The following is a 21,188-nucleotide window of genomic DNA, read 5'->3' on the forward strand; positions in this document are numbered from 1 at the left end:
CCAGTACTCACCGTGGGAGAGCCGCGCCGGCTCGCCAACCACGTATCTCGCAAGGAGACCACCATGGCGAAGAAGTCCAAGGCGTACCGCGCCGCGGCCGCGAAGATCGAGGCCGACAAGTTCTACACCCCGACCGAGGCAGTCGCCCTGGCGAAGGAGACCGGCTCTGCGAAGACCGACTCCACCGTCGAGGTCGCACTGAAGCTCGGCGTGGACCCGCGCAAGGCGGACCAGATGGTGCGCGGCACCGTCATCCTCCCGCACGGCACCGGCAAGACCGCCCGCGTCATCGTCTTCGCGACGGGTGCAGCCGCTGAGGCCGCCATCGCCGCCGGCGCCGACGAGGTCGGTGGCGACGAGCTCATCGCGAAGGTCGCCGAGGGCTACACCTCGTTCGACTCCGCGGTCTCCACCCCGGAGCTGATGGGCAAGGTCGGTCGTCTCGGCAAGGTGCTCGGCCCGCGCGGCCTCATGCCGAACCCGAAGACCGGCACCGTGACGCCGAACGTGGCCCAGGCCGTGAACGACATCAAGGGCGGCAAGATCGAGTTCCGCGTCGACAAGCACTCCAACGTGCACTTCGTCGTCGGCAAGGCCTCGTTCACGCCGGAGCAGCTCGACGAGAACATCACCACCGCGCTGGACGAGATCGTCCGTCTCAAGCCGAGCGCCGCCAAGGGCCGCTACATCATGAAGGGCGCCGTCTCGACGACCTTCGGCCCGGGCATCCCGCTGGACGTCAACGTCTTCTGATCCTGGTCAGCGGCGGATCGTCCTGACCCGCAGCAGAACAGCAGAACAGCACCACAGCACCACACGAACGGCCCGCACTCCGGTGCGGGCCGTTCGTCGTTTCCGGACGAGTCGACGGACCAGTACCGTGGGCCCGTGCGGATCCTCGTGAACCCCCTGCGGCTCGCTGCCGTGATCGCCATCGTCGCCGCCATCGTGGACGACCTGCAGCGGGCGCTCCAGAACGGGTTCGTGTTCTGGAACTTCTTCGGGTACTTCACGAACCAGTCGAACATCCTGGTCGCCGTCGTCTTGGTCCTCACCGTGGTGGCAGTGATCCGCCGCCGCGAGGCAGGCCGCCGCCTGGACCTCTTCCGTGGTGCGGCCACGGTGTACATCGCGACGACTGGCCTGGTCTACAACACCCTGCTCGCCCAGGTCGGACAGGCCGTGGGGGCGTCCTGGTCGAACGACGTCCTGCACCGGTGGATCCCGCTGTACGTCGTGCTGGACTGGCTGCTGTTCTCCGACCGCAGCCGCCTGGCCTTCCGCGACGTCTGGTGCTTCCTGGTCTACCCGGCGGTCTGGCTGGTCGTGGTCGTCAGCCGCGGTGCGACCGACGGCTGGGTGCCGTACCCGTTCCTCGACCCGGAGTCCGGCTACGGCGTCGTCGCGCTGTACTGCCTGGGCGTCGCGGTGTTCATCGGCCTGATGGGGCTGATCGTCGTCGCGCTGTCCAGACTGCGGCTGATCCCGGTCAGCGAGCGTCCCGCAGTCGGTCGAGCACCAGGTCCGCGAGGGCGATGAGACCCCGGATCGCGTCGTCGTCGCGGTCGATCCACCGGCACTCGGGCTCGTCGGCGACCGGCACGAAGTCGTCGTGCTTCTCCCACACGAACAGCGTCCGGTCCGCGCCGAGCACGTACTGCTGCCACCAGACCTGCCGCATGTAGTGTCGGGGGACCCGGGTGAACCCGTTCGCGGTCGTCTTGATCTCGGCGAGGAGCAGGCGTCCGTCGCGGTCCAGGCCGACGCCGTCCGGCGTCGCCAGGTGTGCCCGGTTCGTCGCCGCGTGGAATAGGTGTGCGGAAGGCTGGATGCCGTGCGTCGCGGCGACCCACGAGGCGATCACGGGTTCGCGTTCCTTGCCGTGCTCGGTGTAGACGTTCCCGGCGAACCGGGAGCCGTACCGCTTGTCGGCGACGACCGCATCGACGGCACGCAGCGAGGCGAGGCGGGCGACGTCGGTCGCCGTGATGCCCATGGCGCGGGCGCGGAGCCAGGCGACGCGGTCCGAGGAGTGTGCGACGATCCGCTCGGTGTGTCCGCGGAGAGCCGTGAAGGTGTCGTGCGCGCGGGCGGGTCGAGCAGTGCCGGCGGACCGCCCGCCGGACGACGTGCCGGAGCCTGCCGACGTGTCGGAGCCTGCCGACGTGTCGGAGCCTGCCGACGTGCCGGAGCCGGGCTGGGCCTCCCACCCGTCATCCAGGTCGCCCCAGAGAGTGGGCTGCACGATCGTCACCCCACGATTGTCCACCCGACCACCGGCAGGGGCGAAACCGGCACGCGGTCGGACGGTGCCGGTCAGGAGACCAGCTGCCGCCCCTCGGCGGGGTGCCGGCCCTCGGTCAGTTGCCGCCCCTCGGCCAGGGTGACCAACTCGTCGACGCCCGCGGGGGAGAGTGCGTACGCGATGGCGAGGGCTGCGGCACCCTGCAGCGCGGCGATCGACCCGGCGCGGGACTGTGCGATCACGAGGTGTTCGGTGGCGAGCGGCATCGAGCGGGAGTAGACGACCTCCCGGACGCCGGCGAGCAGGTGCTCCCCGGCCTGGGTGATCGAGCCGCCGAGGGCGATGACGGACGGGTTGATCAACGAGACGCAGGTGGCGAGGACCTCGCCGATGTCGCGGCCCGCCTGGCGGACCGCCCCGATCGCGTCGAGGTCGGACCGTGCGACGAGGTCGACGACGTCCGCGCTGGTGTGGACGTCGTGCCCCTTCGCGCGGAGCGACCGGGCGATCGCCGGGCCGGAGGCGACGGCCTCCAGGCAACCGGTGTTGCCGCAGTGGCACGGGACGTCGCCCGCACGGGAGACACGGACGTGCCCGATGTCACCTGCGGTGCCCTGCGCGCCACGCTGGAGCCGGCCCTCCGACACGATGCCGGACCCGATGCCGGTGGCGACCTTGACGAAGAGCAGGTGGTCGAGGTCCGGCCAGCCGTGCGCGCGTTCCCCGAGCGCGGCGATGTTCACGTCGTTGTCGACGAGCACGTGGGCACGGACGTGCTGGCGGAGCCATCCGGGGACGTCGAAGCCGTCCCAGCCGGGCATGATCGGCGGGTTCGCGGGACGTCCGGTGGAGAACTCGACGGGGCCGGGCAGGCCGATGCCGAACGCGATGACGTCGTCGCGGACGCGGCCGACCGAGTCGAGGAGCTCGTCCACGACGCCGACCAGCCACTCGAGGGTGGGGACGGGACCGGCGGCGATGTCGATCCGAGCGTCACGGCTGGCGAGCTGCGTGCCGACGAGGTCGGTCACGGCCACGCGACCGTGCGAGGCGCCGAGGTCCGCGGCGACGACGAGCCGGGCGGCGGGGCGCAGGGCGATCTGTGCGGGGGGACGTCCGCCGGTGGAGGCGGCGGTGTCGACGGCACCGACGAGTCCGACGTCGACGAGTGCGTCGATGCGCACGCCGATGGTCGAGCGCGCCATCCCGGTGAGGGCAGCGAGTTCACCACGGGTCCGCGGGACGCCGTCTCGCAGGATCTGGAAGAGCTCACTGGCCCCGACCGGCGGCGTCGTTGCCGTCCGAGTCAAGTCGACCATGCTCGGAGTGAACCACACATCCTCCGAGCCACGCAACGAAGGTCGTCGAACTTCTCCGAACTTTTGCTTGACCGCCGACAAAAGGGCCCATAGTGTGACGAGCGGTCAGCGAAGACCACATCTCGATGAGGAGAACACCTGGTGCCCCAACCGCTCTCGGTCCAGCTCTACACGGTGCGTGACGCACTGACGACGGACCTCCCCGGAACCCTGGCGACGATCGCCGACATCGGTTTCACGAACGTCGAACTCTTCGGCTTCGTGGAGCGTGCCGACGAGTACGCGGCCGCTCTGCAGCAGGCCGGTCTGACCGCGCCCAGCGGGCACGCACGTCTGCTGGACGCAGACCAGCAGGAACTCGAGCGCATCCTCGGCGCGAGTGTCACCGTCGGGCTCGGCACCCTGATCGACCCGCACGTCGACGAAGCCCGCTGGACCACCCGCGAGGACGTCGAGGCCATCGCCCGACAGTTCAACGACCTCGCCCCGCGCGCCGCCGACCACGGCCTGGCGCTCGGGTACCACAACCACGCGTTCGAGTTCTCGAACCGCATCGACGGCACGAGCGCCTTCGAGGTCTTCGCCGGGGCACTCTCCGACGCCGTCGTCCTCGAGCTCGACACCTACTGGGCGAAGGTCGGCGGTGACGACCCCGTGGCCGTCCTCGGCCGGCTCGGTGACCAGGTCCGCTTCCTGCACGTCAAGGACGGCGACGGCTCGCACGACGACAAGCAGCAGGTTGCGGTCGGCAAGGGGATCATGCCGGTGCGCGACATCGTCGCCGCCGCACCCGACGCCCAGCAGGTCATCGAGCTCGACGACCACGACGGCGACGTCGTGCAGGCTGTGCGCGACTCGTACGCCTTCCTCGCCGGAGCACACGCATGAGCGCCGCGGGACGCGTCGGCGTCGGCGTGATCGGCGCCGGCGTCATCTCGGACCAGTACCTGTCCAACCTGACCGTCTTCCCCGACGTCGAGGTCCTCTTCATCGCTGACATCGACCTGCCCCGCGCAGCGTCGCAGGCCGAGAAGTGGGGCGTGGCGGGCTCCGGCACGGTCGACGAGCTGCTGGCGATCGACGACATCGAGATCGTCGTGAACCTCACGATCCCGGCCGCGCACGTCGAGGTCGCCCTGCAGGCCCTGGCCGCCGGCAAGCACGTGTGGGGCGAGAAGCCCTACGCGCTCGACCGACAGAGTGCGGCGCAGCTGCGCGACGCCGCGCTCGCCGCAGGCAAGACGGTCAGCGTTGCCCCCGACACGTTCCTCGGTGCCGGACTGCAGACCGCGCTCCGGACCATCCGGGACGGTCGCATCGGGAAGCCGCTGAACGGGCTCACCCTGTTCCAGAGCCCCGGCCCGGAGTCCTGGCACCCGAGCCCCGAGTTCCTCTTCGCCTACGGCGCCGGCCCGCTGTTCGACATCGGCCCGTACTACATCACGACCCTCGTGCAGGCGTTCGGACCCGTCGCGAAGGTCACCGCCACCGCATCGAAGTCCCGCGCGACCCGCACGATCGGCTCGGGCCCGAAGGCCGGCACCGAGTTCCCGGTCGACGTCCCGACGAACCACTCGGCACTGATCCAGTTCGAGAACGGCGGCAGCGCCCAGAGCGTCTTCTCGTTCGAGTCCGACCGCGGCCGCACCGGCTTCGTCGAGATCGCGGGCGAGACCGGTACGGTCGTGTTCCCCGACCCGAACAACTTCGACGGCGACACCGAGCTGTACGCGCTCGGCGCCGACGAGCCCGAGACGATCCCCGCTGTCGGGTCCACCTACTCGCGGGGGACGGGCGTGGTCGACCTGGCTCGCTCCCTCCGCGCTGGTGAGGAGAACCGGGTCCCCGGTGCCCTCGCCTTCCACGTCCTCGACGTGATGGTCTCCATCGCCGAGGCCGCCGAACGTGGTGAGACCGTGCTCGTCGAGAGCACGGTCGCACCCTCCCCGACCCTCCCCGAGGGTTGGGACCCCGCGGAGCAGACCCTGGCCTGACCAGGTCCAGCCGGCCGGACCCTGGTCCGACCCGACCCTGCCCCGTCCCACACAGCAGCACCCAGCACCACCACCGAGCACCACCCTCCTGCACCATCTCAACGACGAGAAAGTAGAGAGTCATGCGCACTGCCATCCGCGCACTGGCCATCACCGCGGCCGCGGCACTCACCGTGTCCGGCCTCGCAGCCTGCTCCTCCGGGTCGTCCGGTTCCGCCGGCGACTCGAAGACGCTCACCTACTGGGCGTCGAACCAGGGCACCTCCCTGCAGAACGACAAGGAGGTGCTGACCCCCGTCCTGAAGAAGTTCACCAAGGAGACCGGGATCAAGGTCGACCTCCAGGTCATCGGCTGGAACGACCTCCAGACGAAGATCCAGACCGCCGTCACGTCGGGCCAGGGCCCGGACGTGGTGAACATCGGCAACACCTGGGCGACCTCGCTCCAGGCCACCGGCGCCTTCCAGGAGTTCGGTGACTCGGAGATGAAGGCGATCGGCGGTGCCGACAAGTTCGGCAAGGTCGCGCTCTCCACCGGTGGTGCCCCCGGCAAGACCGTCACGAGCGTCCCGCTCTACGGCCTCGCCTACGGCCTGTTCTACAACAAGCAGATGCTCGCCGACGCCGGCGTCGAAGCCCCCACCACCTGGGAGGAGCTGACCGCCGCGGCGAAGAAGCTCACCACCGGTGGCAAGTACGGCTTCAGCCTCGCCGGTGGCTCGTACACCGAGAACGCGCACTTCGCGTTCATCAACTCGGCGCAGAACGGCGGCGAGTGGTTCGACAAGGACGGCAAGCCGACCTTCGCGTCGGACGAGAACGTCGACGGCATCAAGCGCTACATCGACCTGATGCAGGACACCAAGGCGGCGAACCCCTCGAACGCGCAGTACGACAACGCGAACCAGTCGGTCGCGGACTTCGCGAACAAGAAGGCCGCGATGATCCTCAACCAGAACAACGCGAACACCACCATCGAATCGCTCGGCATGAAGTCCGACGAGTTCGGTGTGGTGCCGCTGCCGGCACCGAGTGGCGGCGAGCAGATCGCCAGCTTCCCGGCCGGCATCAACCTCTCGATCTTCAAGAACACGAAGAACAAGGAGGGCGCGCTGAAGTTCGTCAAGTACATGACGAGCCCCGACACGCAGACCACGCTCGACAAGCCGTACGCGGCGCTGCCGGTGCTCGCTGCCGCGGCCGACTCCGTCACGGACGAGCAGACGAAGACGTTCCTCGACATCTACAACAACAAGGCGAAGCCGCTCCCGCTGGTGCCCGCCGAGGACCAGTTCGAGTCCACGGTCGGCAAGGCGATGAACGACATGTTCGCCAAGATCGCAACGGGTTCGAAGGTGTCCGACAAGGACATCAAGGACGCGCTGCAGACGGCCCAGGACCAGGTCTCCCAGGCCGCAGGTTGATCTGACGGGAGGCCCGGATCGCGTCCGCGAGGGCGCCGTCCGGGCCTCCCGCCCCACCGCTCGAACCACCTCCACCCCAGCCGGAAGGCCTGCCCATGTCCACGACGGTCCTGCCAGACTCCGAGGCCATCGACCTGACGCACACGAAGGCGCCGACCCTGTCGGGTCCGCCCCGTGGGAAGCGCCGCGTCCCGTGGCTCCCGTACGCGCTCGTCGGTCCCGCGATCCTCTTCGAACTGCTCATCCACATCGTGCCGATGCTCGTCGGCATCTGGATCAGCTTCGTCCAGCTCACCAAGTACTTCATCGCGAACTGGGGCGCCGCCCCGTTCGCCGGGCTGCGCAACTACTCCGTCGCGGTTGACTTCGATCAGGCCATCGGTCGTGGGCTGCTCAACTCGTTCCTCATCACCTGCGCGTTCACGATCCTCGTGGTCGGGCTCTCCTGGGGCTTCGGCATGGCCGCCGCCGTCGCGCTGCAGAAGCCGTTCCTCGGCCGAGGCCTGTTCCGCACGCTCTTCCTGATCCCCTACGCGCTGCCGATGTACGCCGGTGTGATCACCTGGAAGTTCATGTTCCAGCGTGACTCCGGAGCCCTGAACCACATCCTCGTGGACCAGTTGCACCTGTTCGGAGCCAACCCGCCGTTCTGGCTGATCGGCAACAACGCCTTCGTGGCCGTCGTGGTCGTCGCCATCTGGAAGACCTGGCCGTTCGCGTTCCTCATGCTCATGGCGGGTCTGCAGTCCGTGCCGGCCGACGTGTACGAGGCCGCGTCGGTCGACGGTGCCAAGCCCTTCCGCCAGTGGCGCTCCATCACCCTGCCGATGGTCCGCCCGGTGAACGTCACCCTCGTGCTCGTGATGTTCCTCTGGACGTTCAACGACTTCAACACACCGTTCGTGTTGTTCGGTTCGACCGCACAGCCCCCGGCCGCCGACCTGCTGAGCTTCCACATCTACAACGCGTCGTTCATCACCTGGAACTTCGGCTCCGGGGCCGCGATGAGCGTGCTGCTCCTCCTCTTCCTGCTCGTCGTCACCGGCATCTACCTGGCCGTCACCAACCGGAGGTCCGTCCGTGCGTGAAACAGTGGGCGCAAAGTCCTTCAAGGTCATCGTCCTCGTCCTGCTCACCGTCTTCACGGTGGTGCCGCTCTACGTGATGGTCACCACGGCGATCAAGCCGCTCGGTGACGTGCAGAACGACTTCACGTGGATCCCGTCGAACATCACCTTCCAGCCGTTCATCGACATGTGGTCGACCGTCCCGCTGGCGCGGTACTTCGTCAACTCGCTCGTGGTCTGCACGGTCGCGACGGTGTTCTCGCTGATCATCGCCACGTTCGCCGCCTACGCGGTGTCGCGGTGGAACTTCAAGGGCAAGAGCGCCTTCACCACGACGGTGCTCTCGACCCAGATGTTCCCCGGCGTGCTGTTCCTGCTGCCGCTGTTCCTGATCTTCACGAACCTCGGCAACTCACTCGGCATCCAGCTCGTCGGCAGCTGGCTCGGCCTGATCATCACGTACCTGACGTTCACGCTGCCGTTCTCGATCTGGATGCTCGCGGGCTACTTCGAGACGATCCCGCGGGAGCTCGACGAGGCCGCGATGGTCGACGGGTCCGGCCCGATGGGCGCGCTGTTCCGCATCATCCTGCCGTCGGCCCGCCCGGGTCTCGTGGCCGTCGGCATCTACTCGTTCATGACGGCCTGGGGTGAGGTGCTCTTCGCCTCCGTCATGACGAACGGTCTCGGCTCCACGCTCGCGGTCGGTCTGCAGCAGTACTCGACGCAGACGAACGTGTACTGGAACCAGATCATGGCCGCGTCGCTGGTCGTGTCGATCCCGGTCGTCATCGCGTTCCTCGTGGTGCAGCGCCAGTTCGTCGCCGGTCTGACCGCCGGTGCGGTGAAGTAGCCGTACCCCACTGACGGGAGGCGCGGCGCGGGTCCGTCCCGCACCGCGCCTCCCGTCCGTCATGCGGCCCCAGCCGCCGCTCGACCGACCACGCACGACAGGATGGACACATGACCGAGACCCGTGGGCGGCAGCTGCTGCCCGGCCAGACCAGCCGCGTGCACGTGTACGACGTCGAGACGCGGACCGCGCGGCTGGTGTTCGCCTCGGACACGGTGCTCGTCGAGGCCCCGAACGTCCTGGACGCCGACACGCTCGTCCTGAACGGCGACGGGGACCTCTGGCTGCTGCCGCTGCCGGAGGCCGGGACCGTCCTCGACGAGACCGCCCTGGTGCCGGTGCCGATGGACGGCGTGCCCGAGATCAACAACGACCACGTGCTCGACCCGTCGGGGGAGTCCGTCGTCGTGAGCGCCCGCGACGGCGAGCTGTACCGCGTGCCGCTGCCCGCCGGGGGAGCGGGCGTCCGGATCACGGACACCGCACGCGCCCTGCCCGTGGTGCGGAAGTACTACCTGCACGGCATCGCCCCGGACGGGTCGACGCTGGCCGCCATCGTCGGCGACCTGTCCGAGGACGGCGTCTGGACGACCGACGTCGCGCTCGTCGACCCCGTGACGGGAGAGCCGACCTTCCTCACCCGGGACGAACACCCGACGGACGGTTGCTCGTACGCCGGAGACGTCCTGCTGTTCAACACCGAGCGGTTCACCCCCGGCACCGCACAGCTCGCCGCGCTGCGGGACGGGTCGACCGAGCCCGTGCAGATCACCGGCGACGAGCGGGTGAACTGGTTCCCGCACGTCTCCCCGGACGGCACACACCTGCTGTACCTGTCGTACGAGCCGGGCGTGCAGGGGCACCCCGCCGACCACCGCGTGGAGCTCCGGCTGCTGCCCGGGGTCCTGGCACGGGGTGCGCGGATCGCGGTGGTGCCCGAGACCCTGGTCACCCTCGACGGCGGGCAGGGGACCGTGAACGTCCCACCGTGGGCGCCGGACTCGTCGTGGTTCGCGTACTGCGACTACCCGGTCACGACGGCGGGCTGACTCGGGAACACCGGTGTTGGTGCGCCGCGCCGCGGCGATCCGCGGTGCGACGCACGAACACCGGTGTCCCGCCACTGACCGGTCCTCCCGCCCGGCGGATCAGCCGCCGACTAGACGTCGCGCACCTGTCCCTGCTTGATGTGGAGCCGGCGCTCCGCCCGCCGCGCCACCCACGAGTCGTGTGTCACGATGACGACCGTCAGCCCGCGGTCCTTCCACTGCCGTTCGATGAGGCCCATGATCTCGTCACGGGTGCCCTCGTCCAGCGCACCGGTCGGCTCGTCCGCCAGCAGGACGGTCGGGTCCTTCACCAGCGCGCGGGCGATCGCGACGCGCTGCTGCTGGCCGCCGGAGAGCTCGGCGGGCAGGTGGTCGAGACGTTCCTCGAGGCCGACCTCACGCAGTGCGGTCGTGGCACGTCCGCGGACCTCGGCACGGGACCGGTTGGCCAGGCTGCCCGCGAACGCGGTCTCGACGTTCTCCAGCGCGGTCAGGGTCGGGATGAGGTTGAAGCTCTGGAACACGAAGCCGATCTCGGTGGCCCGGACGTCGGTGAGGGCACGGTCGCCGAGGGAGGCGACGTCCCGGTCGCCCAGGTGCACCGAGCCACTGCTCGGCCGGTCGAGCGCACCGAGCATCTGCAGCAGCGTCGACTTGCCGCCGCCGGTCGGCCCCTGGACGGCGACGAGCTGCCCCTGCGGGATCTCGAGGTCCACCCCGGCCAGCGCGGTGACGGTGCGGTTCTTCTGCCGGTACGTCTTCGTCACGCCCGACAAGCGGTACGCGGGTCGGGAGGCGATGGGCACGCCACCCGTGGCGGCTGCGGTCTCGGTGGTGGTCACGATGGCTCCTGGATCGGTCGTCTGGATGGTGGGTGCTGTCGGGTGTTCGCGGTTCGTCGACCGCATCACGCCACGCTCCGCAGCGCTTCCGCGGGGCGGAGACGGGAGGCCCGCCACCCGCCGAGCGCGCCGGCGAGCAGTCCGCCGAGGACCGCGAGCCCGATCGCGAGCAGGATCACCTCGACGGTGACCGGGGCGTGCAGGACGACGTCCGTGGTCGCCGTCGTCTGCCCGCCGCCGCCGAAGCCGCCCGCGGGGGCGCCGCCGGTCGTGCCGCTGCCGGCCGCTGCCGTCGCGGCCGCTCCGGGCACGGCACCGCCCGCGCCGGGCCCGGTCCGGGTGCTGGTGGCGGCGCTCGCCGAGACCGTGGGGGCGATCACGTTCACCACGAGGATGCCGACGAGTCCGGCCGCGGCGCCGATCACGCCGCCGATCAGGCCCTGCACGAGTGACTCGCCCGCGACCTGCCGGGTGATGCGGCCGTTCGACCAGCCGATGGCCTTCAGCGTGCCGAACTCTCGGGTCCGTCGGGTGACACCCGAGATGGTGAACAGGATCGCGATGAGGAACGCCGCCGCCAGGACGACGATCGACAGCCACCGGCCGAGGTTCGACACGAGCGTCGAGGCCGTCGCGAGGGAGCCGGACACGCTCGAGGCGAGGTCGGACTCGGTGGAGACGGTCGCGCTCGACAACGCCTTCTGCAGCGTGGTCTTGATCGTCGCGACGTCCGAGGACGACTCCGCGGACACGTAGATCGAGGTCACCTTCCCGGTCAGGTCGGCGAGCGTCTGCGCGGTGTCGAGCGGGATGTACGTGTTCGATCCGGTGGTGGACGCGGACCCGGTCGAGGCGACGATCCCGATGACGTCGAACGTCTTCCCACCGATCGAGACGGTGTCGCCGACGGCCTTCGACTCGCTCTTCGCGTACGCGGAGTCGAGCACGGCGACGTCCTTGCCGGCGTCCGCCGTGGTGAAGGTCCGGCCCTTCGTGGTCTCGGTGCTGGTGAGCGGGCCGACCGTGTCGCCGGACACCGGGATGCCGGTCACGGTGAACGAGTCGACGCTGAACGAGCCGCCGCCGAAGCCGCCGCCGCCCTGGTCGGTGCCGCTCGGCGGCCCGCCCTGTGCTGCGCTGTCACTGCTGCTGCTGCTGCTGCTGCCGTCGCTCTGCTCGACCTGCCCCGAGAACGTGCTGTTCTCGAGCGTCAGGACCCCGGTCGCGGCCTCGACCCCGTCCGTGCCGGTGACCGTCGCCACGTTCGCCGCGCTCAGGGTGCTCGACCCGCGGGACACCGCGAGGCGGGACTGGGACAGGTCCGTCGACCCGCTGCTGCTGTCCGACGAGCCCTGGTCGCCGAAGTCGAACGACGGACGCCCGGTGCTGCTCGACGACGGGGTCTCGGTCTTCGTGACCGTGATGTCGGTGCCGACGCCGTACACGGACTGCAGGACGCTGGACTGGGCGGACTGCACGCCGCTCGCGATCGACGACACGATGACGACGAGCGCGATGGCCAGTGCCATCCCGACGGCGATGATCACCGTCTGCTTCTTGCGGTTCGTCAGTTCGCGCCTGAGGTAGGTCAGGAACATGGTTCTCCTCGGTGGGGGCCGGCTCGGGAGCACCGGTCGCGCGGATCGCGCGGCGGGGGCCGACGAGGAGAACCTAGGAAGCGCCGCCAAGGGCACCCCTTCGGTCCGCTATGAGGACGCAATGGAGGTCAGGACGCGTCACCGTGGGTCCGCCGGAGGTGCTCCGCGTACCCGCCGGGCGTCTGGCCGTGGAACCGGCCGCTCGTGCTCGCGCCGTGCGCCTGGCTGATCACGACCCCTCTCACTGCGAGTTCGATGCACAGGGCGCACTGGGACGGGCCACAGACGGCTCATAGGAATCTCTCGATACTCGAAGACGTGACCATCTCCCAGCCCTCCGCACCCCCGCGTCTCACACGTGCCGACGGTTCCCCGTTGCGCATCCTGGTCGTCGACGACGAAGCCAGCCTCACCGACCTGCTCTCGATGGCGCTCCGCTACGAGGGCTGGGACGTCCGCAGCGCGAACGGTGGCCAGGACGCCCTCACCAAGGCCCGCGAGTTCCGCCCCGACGCGATGGTGCTCGACGTGATGATGCCGGACCTCGACGGACTGCAGGTCCTCAGCCGACTCCGGCAGAACAACGACGACACCCCGGTGCTGTTCCTCACCGCCAAGGACTCCGTCGAGGACCGCGTCACCGGGCTCACCGCCGGCGGCGACGACTACGTCACCAAGCCGTTCTCCCTCGAAGAGGTCGTCGCGCGCCTCCGAGGGCTCATCCGTCGCTCGCAGATCTCCGTCAGCGAGGCCGGGGACTCCCGCATCGTCGTCGGGGACCTGGTGCTCGACGAGGAGTCGTACGAGGTGACCCGCGCCGGCCGCGCCGTCGAGTTGACCGCCACCGAGTTCGAGCTGCTCCGCTTCCTCATGCGCAACCCGCGCCGCGTCCTGTCGAAGGCGCAGATCCTCGACCGGGTGTGGTCGTACGACTTCGGTGGCAAGTCCTCCGTCGTCGAGATCTACATCTCGTACCTGCGCAAGAAGATCGACGTCGGCGAGGAGCCGATGATCCACACCGTGCGTGGCGTCGGCTACGTCATCAAGCCCACCGCCTGACGCCGGGCGCCCTCATGACCCTCCGTCGCCGGCTCGTCCTGAGCATCGTCGCCCTCGTCGTCGCCGTCAGCGCGGTGATCGGGGGCGGCAGCATCGTCGCGCTGTTCTCCATCCAACGCTCGGCGATCGACGAGCAGTTGCAGTACGCGACGAACCGAGCGCAGCGGTCGGTCGAGCAGCAGGGGCCGAACGGGCCGGGGTCGGAGTTCGGTCGTCCGTCGGGCCAGGCGGCCGGGACGCTCACGGTCTACGTCGTCGACGGCAACGTGGTCGCGGGGAGCCTGCTCGACAACTCCGGCAAGGTCGACCAGCTGTCGAGCGCGGTCGTCCGGCCACTGAGCGGGCTCCGTGTCGACGGGCGCCCGCACACGATCGCCCTCGGTTCCGACGTCGGGCGCTACCGGGTCACGGCGGCCGCTGTCGGGCCCGCGGTCCTCGTCGTCGGCCTGCCCCTCGCCCCGGTGTACGAGAGTGTGTGGAAGCTGTTCGGGGTGGTGCTCGTGGTCACCGGGCTCGCCCTCCTCGCCGCTTCCCTGGTCGCGGCCGCCGCGGTCCGACGAGCGCTCCGGCCACTCGACCGCGTCGCCGAGACCGCTTCCACCGTCGCCCGGATGCCGCTCGACCGCAGCAACGCCCTCGACGGCGTCCGTGTCCCCGACGCCGACCCCGCGACCGAGGTCGGCCGGGTCGGCACCGCGTTCAACCGGATGCTCGGGCACATCGGCAACGCCATGCAGGCCCGGGAGCGGTCCGAGCAGAAGGTCCGGCAGTTCGTCGCGGATGCCTCCCACGAGCTCCGGACGCCCCTGGCATCGATCCGCGGGTACGCCGAACTCACCCGACGGATGGGTGCCGACCTGCCGCCGGACGTCGTCTACGCGATGAGCCGGGTCGAGTCGGAGTCCGTCCGGATGACCTCGATGGTCGAGGACCTGCTGCTGCTCGCCCGCCTCGACGAGGGCCGCGAGATCCAGTTCGCCGACGTCGACCTGACCGGTCTCGTGCTCGACGCCGTGAACGACGCCCACGCTGCCTCGCCGGACCACCCGATCGAGGTCGACCTGCCGTCCGAACCCGTCGAGGTCGTCGGCGACGCCGCACGCCTGCACCAGGTGATCGTCAACCTCGTCACCAACGCCCGGACCCACACGCCCGACGGCACGCGGATCACGGTCGGCATCGCGCCGGCGTCGGACGGCGGTGTCGACCTCACCGTCCGCGACGACGGGCAGGGGATCGACCCCGAGTTCCTGCCGAAGCTCTTCGAGCGGTTCGCCCGCGCCGACAGCTCGCGGTCGCGGACCGCGGGGTCGACGGGACTCGGACTCGCGATCGTCGACGCCGTCGTGCAGGCGCACGGCGGGCGGGTCAGCGTGGCGAGCGAGCCGGGGGACACGGTGTTCACGGTGCACCTGCCGGAGCGCGGCGCGGAGACGGCTGGTGCTGGTGGTGCTGCTGCTGGCGCAGGTGTGACCGATGCGGGTACGGCCGGTGCAGCGGTCGGCTCCGCGGCATCGGACGCGTCGGACTCCGCGGCATCGGACGCGTCGGACTCCGCGGCATCGGGCGCGTCGGACGCGTGGGCCGAGGTGTCGGGGCGTTCCTGACCGGACCGGCGGGGCGGAGGTGGGGCGGGCCTCCAGGCTGGACCCGAGGTTCCGGAACGCGCCCGGGCTGTGGTACCGTTCTGTTCAGCCAAAGACCGCTGGTCGTCGCTGCCGTGCTCACGCATGGACAGTGACCGAAGGTCCTCGTCACGAGGCAGCCCGCGCAGGTGTTCAGAACCACTCCCACACATCGTGCGGGAGCAGCTCCGAGCCTCTGCGCCGGAGCTTTTTTCGTGTGCGGGTTGTGTTCACCACAGCCATGGGACCCGGGGCTGCCAGCAAGAACCCCAAGGAGAACCATGGCGAACAAGGAAGCTGCGGTCGCCGAGCTCACGGAGTCCTTCCGTAGCTCGAACGCCGTTCTGCTCACCGAGTACCGCGGTCTCACGGTCGCGCAGCTCAAGGAGCTCCGCAACTCGATCCGTGAGCACGCCACGTACGCCGTGGTGAAGAACACGCTGACCAAGATCGCGGCCAACGAGGCAGGCATCACGTCGTTCGACGACGAGCTCGCCGGTCCGTCCGCTCTCGCCTTCGTCCACGGTGACACCGTCGCCGTCGCGAAGTCGCTGCGTGCATTCGCCAAGGCGAACCCCGAGCTCGTGGTGAAGGGTGGTTACTTCGACGGTAACCCGCTCTCCGCGACCGAGGTGGACAAGCTCGCCGACCTCGAGTCCCGCGAAGTGCTGCTCGGCAAGCTCGCCGGCGCCTTCAAGGCCTCGCTGTTCGGTGCTGCGTACCTGTTCAACGCACCCCTCTCGCAGGCCGTCCGCACGGTGGACGCCCTCCGCGAGAAGCAGGAGTCCGCGGCCTGACCAGGCACGCGTTCCACAACCACATCACGTACTGAGTAGTAGGAGAAAATCATGGCGAAGCTTTCGCAGGACGAGCTCATCGAGGCCTTCAAGGAGCTCACGCTCATCGAGCTCTCGGACTTCGTGAAGAAGTTCGAAGAGGTCTTCGAGGTCACCGCTGCTGCCCCCGTCGCGGTCGCCGCGGCCGGTGGCGCTGCTGCCCCCGCCGAGGAGGTCGAGGAGAAGACCGAATTCGACGTCGTGCTCAAGTCGGCCGGTGACAAGAAGATCCAGGTCATCAAGGAGGTCCGTGGCCTCACGTCGCTCGGCCTGGGCGAGGCCAAGGCGCTCGTCGAGACCGCTGACGCGAAGATCCTCGAAGGTGCGAACAAGGAAGCTGCCGACAAGGCGAAGGCTGCCCTCGAGGCCGTCGGCGCCACCGTCGAGCTCGTCTGAGTCCGACCTTCTGGTCACGAAGGCCGCTGCCCCTCGGGGCGGCGGCCTTCGTCGTGTGCGGGGGCCGCGGGCGGGCCGGGGGCGGCGACTTTTCGCGCTGAGCGACACGGTTCGCGGCCGGACCCGCGAACCGTGTCGCTGAGCGCGAAAAGTCCCACCGCTCACAGCCGGACACCGTGCGCCCGGAAGAGTGCTCGCAGGCGGTCTGGCTCGACGAGATGCCACCAGGTCACGCGGATGACCGCTCGGACCTCCGGCCGAGACCGGATCCGGTCTTCCCGGACTTTCTCGCGCCAGAGCACCTCCGCCGGGTCCGACGTGCCGATCATCGTCGGATCGCGGTACTTCTGCTTCCCGTCGAACTCGACCACGACTCCCCGGCTCGGGAGCCAGAAGTCGACGCGATCACGTCGCCCGTCAGGCAGGACGAACTCGTGCTGCGGGATCGTCGCCGGCGCTCCGATCTCGACCAGACGGATCGCCGTGAACGACTCCCCGGGTGACTCGTGTCGCTCGTCGAGCGCGGACAGGACGAGCTGAGCACGGGCTGAGCCGCGGGCCGGACCGAGGGGGAGCTCCTCGGCGAGACGGGATGGCTCGATGACCCGTGCTCGGACCGCGGCGTCGACGGCGACTGCTGCGACGTGCACCGGCGCACTGACGATGAGCGCGACAGCCGTGGGGACCGGAGCCGTCACCGGTACGCCGTCGAGTCGCACGGGGTCCACTGCGGGGAGCGGACCCGCGTGCCGCACCAGGCCGGCTCGGTGCACGGTCGTGGTGCGGCGGTCATCGATGACGTGCACGCGTTCTGGCGCTGGCCCGATCAACGGCCAGCCAAGAGCGAGGGCAGCCGTGACATGCGAGAAACCCGTTCCCTCCTCCAGCTCGGGAGCCACCGCACGAGCCCGGGCGAGGTGCCGTCCGGTCTCCTCGAGCGCCTCCCACTCTCCGCGGGGCATGTACACGCCCTGCCGGATCAGGACGACGTCGCCAGACCGGTGCGCTCGCTGCGTTGCTCTCGCGGCACTGCGATCGGCCATGTCGGTTCGGAGGAGGTGCGGTCGCTTCCGGTGGTGCTCCATGGCCCATCGTGTGGTTCCGGATCGCTCCGTCGGTCTCGCCATGCTCGCGCTGTGGACGGCGGCCCGTGGTGGCGCCACTGTGGAGGACGAGTACGTTTCGCGCCCAGCGACACCGTTCGGGCTCCTGAGCGCGAGTGGTGTCGCTGGGCGCGAAACTCGGGCCAGGGCGGCCGCGGGCCAGGGCCGCTACGCGAGCGTGCTGTGGCGGCGGCCGTAGGCCACGTAGAGCACGGCGCCGGCGACCATCCAGATGCCGAACGCGATCCACGTCCCCGAGCCCAGTGTCACCGCCAGGAACAGGCAGAACAGGACTCCGAGCACCGGCACCACGGGGAAGAACGGCACGCGGTACGACCGTTCCAGGTCCGGCTGGGTCCGACGGAGCACGATCACCGAGACGTTCACGAGGGCGAACGCGATGAGGGTGCCGATGCTGGTCGCGTCGGCGAGCTCCCCGAGGGGGAGGAGCGCCGACACGATCGTGACCACGATGCCGACGATGAGCGTGTTCGCGATCGGGGTCCCGGTGCGCGGGGACACCCGGCCGAACACCTTCGGCACGAGACCGTCACGCGCCATGGTGAGCAGGATGCGGGTCTGGCCGTAGAGCACGGTGAGGACGACACTGGCGATCGCGATGACGGCACCGACCGAGAACACGAGCGCGACGACGGGCAGCCCGGTGACGTCGACGACGATGCGGACGAGTGAGGCCTCGTCGGCCGAGAACGACGTCCACGACCGCGCGCCGATCGCCGCGACGGCCACCAGGATGTACAGCGCGGTGATGAGCGCGATCGACCCGATGATGGCGCGCGGCAGGTCGCGGCGGGGGTCCTTCGCCTCTTCGCCGGCGGTTGATGCGGCGTCGAACCCGATGTACGAGAAGAACAGCCGAGAGGCCGCCGCGCTGACGCCCGCCGCGCCCATCGGGGCGAGCGGTTCGAAGTTCCCGACCCGGAACGCCGAGAACGCCACGATGACGAAGAACACCAGCAGCGCGATCTTCACGAGCACCATCAGCGTGTTCACCCAGGCGCTCTCCTTCGCCCCGGGCAGCAGGATCAGCATCGCGACGAGGACGAGCGCGGCCGCCGGCAGGTTGACCACCCCGCCGTCACCCGGAGGCGCGGACAGCGCGGTCGGCAGGTGCAGTCCGAAGACGCGCAGGGTCTCGTCGACGTACTCGCTGGCACCGACGGCGACGGCGGCGACGGACACCGCGTACTCGAGGACCAGGCACCACCCGCAGACCCAGGCGATGCCCTCGCCCATCGTCGCGTACGTGTAGGAGTAGCTCGACCCGGAGGTGGGGACGGCACCGGCCATCTCCGCGTAGGACAGTGCCGAGAGCAGCGCAGCGACGCCGGCGAGGACGAAGGAGATCCAGACGGCGGGCCCGGCGAGTGGCACGGCGGTGCCGAGGACGACCAGGATGCCGGTGCCGAGGGTCGCGCCGACGCTGATCATGGTCAGGTGCCACACCCCCAGGGTCCGGCGGAGCGGCTGTCCGTCGACCCCCTCCGCCGCCTCTGCGCGGAGCTGCTCCACGGGCTTCCGCCGGAGGAGCTGACGGGCGAGTGACGGCGCGGACGACATGGGACCTCACGGGAGCGCTGGCGGGGGACGGGTCATCGTCCCACGGCCCCCGGACGGGGTCCAAACCGGACGCGTCCGGTCCTCCACGCGGGAGGCCCGGATCACCTCCGTCCACAGCCGTCGGCGAACGCGTCGGGCCGGGTCGGTGGGCGGGCGTACATTCATGCGAGGACGACGCCGCGAGGCGTGGAGAGGGTGTCGATGAGTCAGATGGGCGCCGTCGCCGGTGGCGGCGGGATGCGTGGTGGTGGGCCGGGCGGCGGGCACGGCCGCAGCCGGATCTCCAGTGGGGACCCGGACGCGCAGCGTGCCGCGAACGCGGAAGCGCCCCGGATCCCGCACCTGCTCCGGCGCATCGCGGCGCTCTTCGTCCCGCACCGTCGCTCGATCAGCCTGACCGTCGTCCTCGTCCTCGTCGGGGCCGCGGTCTCGGTGATCCCGCCCCTCCTGACCCAGCAGGCCTTCGACCGCGGGTTGTTCCCGCCCGGCGGACGTCCGGACGTGCCGGTCCTCGCCGAACTGGTCGGCGGCATGATCGGGCTGTGGATCCTCAGCGCCGGCATCGGCGTCTGGCAGACCTACCTGACCGCGACGGTCGGCAACAGGGTCATGGGCGCCATGCGGATGCGGCTGTTCGGGCACCTGCAGCGCATGGAGCTGGCGTTCTTCACCCGGACCAAGACCGGCGTGATCCAGAGCCGGTTGCAGAACGACGTCGGCGGCGTCGCGAGCGTGCTGAACAACACGATCTCGTCGGTGCTCGGCAACACCGTCACGGTCATCGCGGCCGTCGTCGCGATGTTGCTGCTGAGTTGGCAGATGACCCTCGTGGCCGTTGTGCTCCTCCCGCTGCTCGTGATCGCGCAGCGCAAGGTGGGCAAGGTCCGCGCACGCATCGCCGCGCAGACCCAGGAGTCGCTGTCGGACATGACGACGATCACGCAGGAGACCCTGAGCGTGTCGGGGATCCTGCTCGCGAAGAGCTTCAACCAGCAGCGCAGCGAGATCCACCGCTACGGCGACGAGAACCGCAACCAGATCGGGCTGCAGGTCCGCCAGCAGATGTCCGGTCAGTGGTTCTTCGCGATCGTGCAGATCTTCCTGTCCATCATCCCCGCGGTGATCTACCTGGTGGCCGCGTACCTCATCGAAGGCGGCATCCCGATCACCGCCGGCACGATCGTGGCGTTCACGACCGTGCAGTCCCGGCTGCTGTTCCCGACGGTCGGCCTGCTCCGGGTCGTCCTCGACCTGCAGACCTCCGGCGCGCTGTTCGCCCGCATCTTCGAGTACTTCGACCTCGAGCCCGCGATCACGGACGCCCCCACGGCGAAGCCCGTCGACGAGCGTCGGGTCGGGCACGTGGCCTTCGACGACGTCTCGTTCGCCTACCCGGACGGCGAGCCGGACAAGCCGACCCTGCGCGGCGTCTCGTTCGAGTTGCAGCCGGGGCAGTTCGCGGCCTTCGTCGGACCCTCGGGCGCGGGCAAGACCACGATCTCGTACCTGGTCCCGCGGCTGTACGAGGCGACGGCGGGCTCCGTCCGGTTCGCCGGGCAGGACGTCCGCGACATCGTGCACGAGGACCTCATGGCGCACATCGGCATCGTCAGCCAGGAGACCTACCTGTTCCACTCGTCGATCGGCGACAACCTGCGGTACGCCAAGCCCGACGCGACGGACGCCGAGCTGGAGCGTGCGGCGCGGGCGGCGAACATCCACGAGACGATCGCGTCGTTCCCGGACGGCTACGACACGATCGTCGGGGAGCGGGGGTACCGGCTCTCCGGCGGCGAGAAGCAGCGGATCGCGATCGCCCGGGTGCTGCTCAAGGACCCGCCGGTCCTCGTGCTCGACGAGGCGACGAGTGCGCTCGACTCGATCTCGGAGCGTGTCGTACAGGCGGCGCTGGACACCGCGGCCCGCGGGCGGACGACCATCTCGATCGCGCACCGGCTGTCGACCATCCGTGATGCCGACGTCGTCTTCGTCCTCGACCACGGCCAGATCATCGAGCAGGGGACGCACGACGAACTCCTCGCGCTCGGTGGCACGTACTCGACGCTGCACGAGCAGCAGAGCGACCCGGTCGTGACCGCCCGGAGCTGACGCGGCGGCTGACCGGCGGCCCACCTGGCGTGCAGACCGGCGGCAGACCGCGGCCGACCACCGGTGCCCGATCGGAGCGGCGCCAGGT

The 21,188-nt window shown here is 69.8% G+C and carries 19 protein-coding genes; 13 read left to right on the forward strand and 6 right to left on the reverse strand.

What is annotated here, in order from left to right; translation table 11 throughout:
• The first annotated feature begins 63 nt into the window (after positions 1–63).
• Together rplA and DEJ31_RS10020 are read left to right on the forward strand one after the other, a co-directional pair.
• Complete coding sequence (gene rplA / locus DEJ31_RS10015; RefSeq protein WP_110902639.1) at positions 64–753, forward strand: 50S ribosomal protein L1; 690 nt, start codon at positions 64–66, stop codon at positions 751–753.
• A gap of 135 nt (positions 754–888) precedes the next feature.
• Complete coding sequence (locus DEJ31_RS10020) at positions 889–1,539, forward strand: Pr6Pr family membrane protein (protein WP_110902640.1); 651 nt, start codon at positions 889–891, stop codon at positions 1,537–1,539.
• Here DEJ31_RS10020 and DEJ31_RS10025 read toward each other — a convergent pair.
• Together DEJ31_RS10025 and DEJ31_RS10030 are read right to left on the reverse strand one after the other, a co-directional pair.
• Positions 1,490–2,044 carry a YqaJ viral recombinase family protein gene (locus DEJ31_RS10025; RefSeq protein WP_110902760.1) on the reverse strand — a complete coding sequence of 185 codons (555 nt, stop codon included), beginning with the start codon at positions 2,042–2,044 and terminating at the stop codon, positions 1,490–1,492. The two genes, DEJ31_RS10020 and DEJ31_RS10025, sit on opposite strands and share 50 nt — an antisense overlap.
• A 272-nt stretch (positions 2,045–2,316) precedes the next feature.
• The gene (locus DEJ31_RS10030) at positions 2,317–3,564 is read right to left on the reverse strand and encodes an ROK family transcriptional regulator (RefSeq protein ID WP_111121778.1); all 1,248 of its coding nucleotides are present in this window, start codon (positions 3,562–3,564) and stop codon (positions 2,317–2,319) included.
• A 141-nt stretch (positions 3,565–3,705) separates the two neighbouring features.
• Between DEJ31_RS10030 and DEJ31_RS10035 the strand changes: the two genes are divergently transcribed.
• From DEJ31_RS10035 to DEJ31_RS10060, 6 genes are all read left to right on the forward strand, one after another.
• Complete coding sequence (locus tag DEJ31_RS10035; protein WP_111121779.1) at positions 3,706–4,452, forward strand: sugar phosphate isomerase/epimerase; 747 nt, start codon at positions 3,706–3,708, stop codon at positions 4,450–4,452.
• Positions 4,449–5,558 carry a Gfo/Idh/MocA family protein gene (locus DEJ31_RS10040; RefSeq protein ID WP_111121780.1) on the forward strand — a complete coding sequence of 370 codons (1,110 nt, stop codon included), beginning with the start codon at positions 4,449–4,451 and terminating at the stop codon, positions 5,556–5,558. The genes DEJ31_RS10035 and DEJ31_RS10040 overlap by 4 nt, the downstream gene beginning before the upstream one ends.
• A 122-nt stretch (positions 5,559–5,680) precedes the next feature.
• On the forward strand, positions 5,681–6,982 hold the full coding sequence (locus DEJ31_RS10045; RefSeq protein ID WP_111044379.1) for an ABC transporter substrate-binding protein: 1,302 nt from the start codon (positions 5,681–5,683) through the stop codon (positions 6,980–6,982).
• Positions 6,983–7,077: 95 nt separating this feature from the next.
• Entirely contained in the window at positions 7,078–8,070 is a 993-nt protein-coding gene (locus DEJ31_RS10050; protein WP_181421471.1) for a carbohydrate ABC transporter permease, read from the forward strand.
• Positions 8,063–8,902 (forward strand): carbohydrate ABC transporter permease, encoded by an 840-nt coding sequence (locus tag DEJ31_RS10055; protein WP_110902645.1) that lies wholly within the window; start codon positions 8,063–8,065, stop codon positions 8,900–8,902. Before DEJ31_RS10050 ends, DEJ31_RS10055 begins: the two co-directional genes overlap by 8 nt.
• Before the next feature lie 110 nt (positions 8,903–9,012).
• Positions 9,013–9,951, forward strand: a complete 939-nt coding sequence (locus DEJ31_RS10060) for a hypothetical protein (protein WP_110902646.1) — start codon at positions 9,013–9,015, stop codon at positions 9,949–9,951.
• A 110-nt stretch (positions 9,952–10,061) separates the two neighbouring features.
• Here DEJ31_RS10060 and DEJ31_RS10065 read toward each other — a convergent pair whose 3' ends face one another.
• Both DEJ31_RS10065 and DEJ31_RS10070 read right to left on the reverse strand, forming a co-directional pair.
• Positions 10,062–10,793 (reverse strand): ABC transporter ATP-binding protein, encoded by a 732-nt coding sequence (locus DEJ31_RS10065; protein WP_258366257.1) that lies wholly within the window; start codon positions 10,791–10,793, stop codon positions 10,062–10,064.
• Positions 10,794–10,858: 65 nt separating this feature from the next.
• Entirely contained in the window at positions 10,859–12,391 is a 1,533-nt protein-coding gene (locus DEJ31_RS10070) for an ABC transporter permease (RefSeq protein ID WP_111121782.1), read from the reverse strand.
• A 318-nt stretch (positions 12,392–12,709) separates the two neighbouring features.
• Between DEJ31_RS10070 and DEJ31_RS10075 the strand changes: the two genes are divergently transcribed.
• From DEJ31_RS10075 to rplL, 4 genes are all read left to right on the forward strand, one after another.
• Positions 12,710–13,450: a response regulator transcription factor gene (locus tag DEJ31_RS10075; RefSeq protein ID WP_181421472.1), complete on the forward strand. Its 741-nt coding sequence runs from the start codon at positions 12,710–12,712 to the stop codon at positions 13,448–13,450.
• Positions 13,451–13,464: 14 nt separating this feature from the next.
• Positions 13,465–15,057, forward strand: a complete 1,593-nt coding sequence (locus DEJ31_RS10080) for a cell wall metabolism sensor histidine kinase WalK (RefSeq protein ID WP_111121783.1) — start codon at positions 13,465–13,467, stop codon at positions 15,055–15,057.
• Positions 15,058–15,356: 299 nt separating this feature from the next.
• A complete protein-coding gene (gene rplJ, locus DEJ31_RS10085) occupies positions 15,357–15,872 on the forward strand; it encodes a 50S ribosomal protein L10 (protein WP_110902650.1) in 516 nt (171 codons plus the stop codon).
• A 51-nt stretch (positions 15,873–15,923) separates the two neighbouring features.
• On the forward strand, positions 15,924–16,307 hold the full coding sequence (gene rplL / locus DEJ31_RS10090) for a 50S ribosomal protein L7/L12 (RefSeq protein ID WP_110902651.1): 384 nt from the start codon (positions 15,924–15,926) through the stop codon (positions 16,305–16,307).
• 161 nt (positions 16,308–16,468) lie between these two features.
• Here rplL and DEJ31_RS10095 read toward each other — a convergent pair whose 3' ends face one another.
• The gene (locus tag DEJ31_RS10095; RefSeq protein ID WP_146243134.1) at positions 16,469–17,113 is read right to left on the reverse strand and encodes a hypothetical protein; all 645 of its coding nucleotides are present in this window, start codon (positions 17,111–17,113) and stop codon (positions 16,469–16,471) included.
• Positions 17,114–17,578: 465 nt separating this feature from the next.
• Complete coding sequence (locus tag DEJ31_RS10100) at positions 17,579–18,991, reverse strand: APC family permease (protein ID WP_110902653.1); 1,413 nt, start codon at positions 18,989–18,991, stop codon at positions 17,579–17,581.
• Between the two features lie 210 nt (positions 18,992–19,201).
• On the opposite strand from DEJ31_RS10100, the gene DEJ31_RS10105 reads away from it, so the two are divergent.
• Positions 19,202–21,100, forward strand: coding sequence for an ABC transporter ATP-binding protein (locus DEJ31_RS10105; protein ID WP_110902654.1), 1,899 nt, complete (start codon positions 19,202–19,204; stop codon positions 21,098–21,100).
• Positions 21,101–21,188 lie beyond the last annotated feature (88 nt).

The organism is Curtobacterium sp. MCPF17_031 (assembly GCF_003234035.1).
Taxonomy (GTDB): Bacteria; Actinomycetota; Actinomycetes; order Actinomycetales; family Microbacteriaceae; genus Curtobacterium.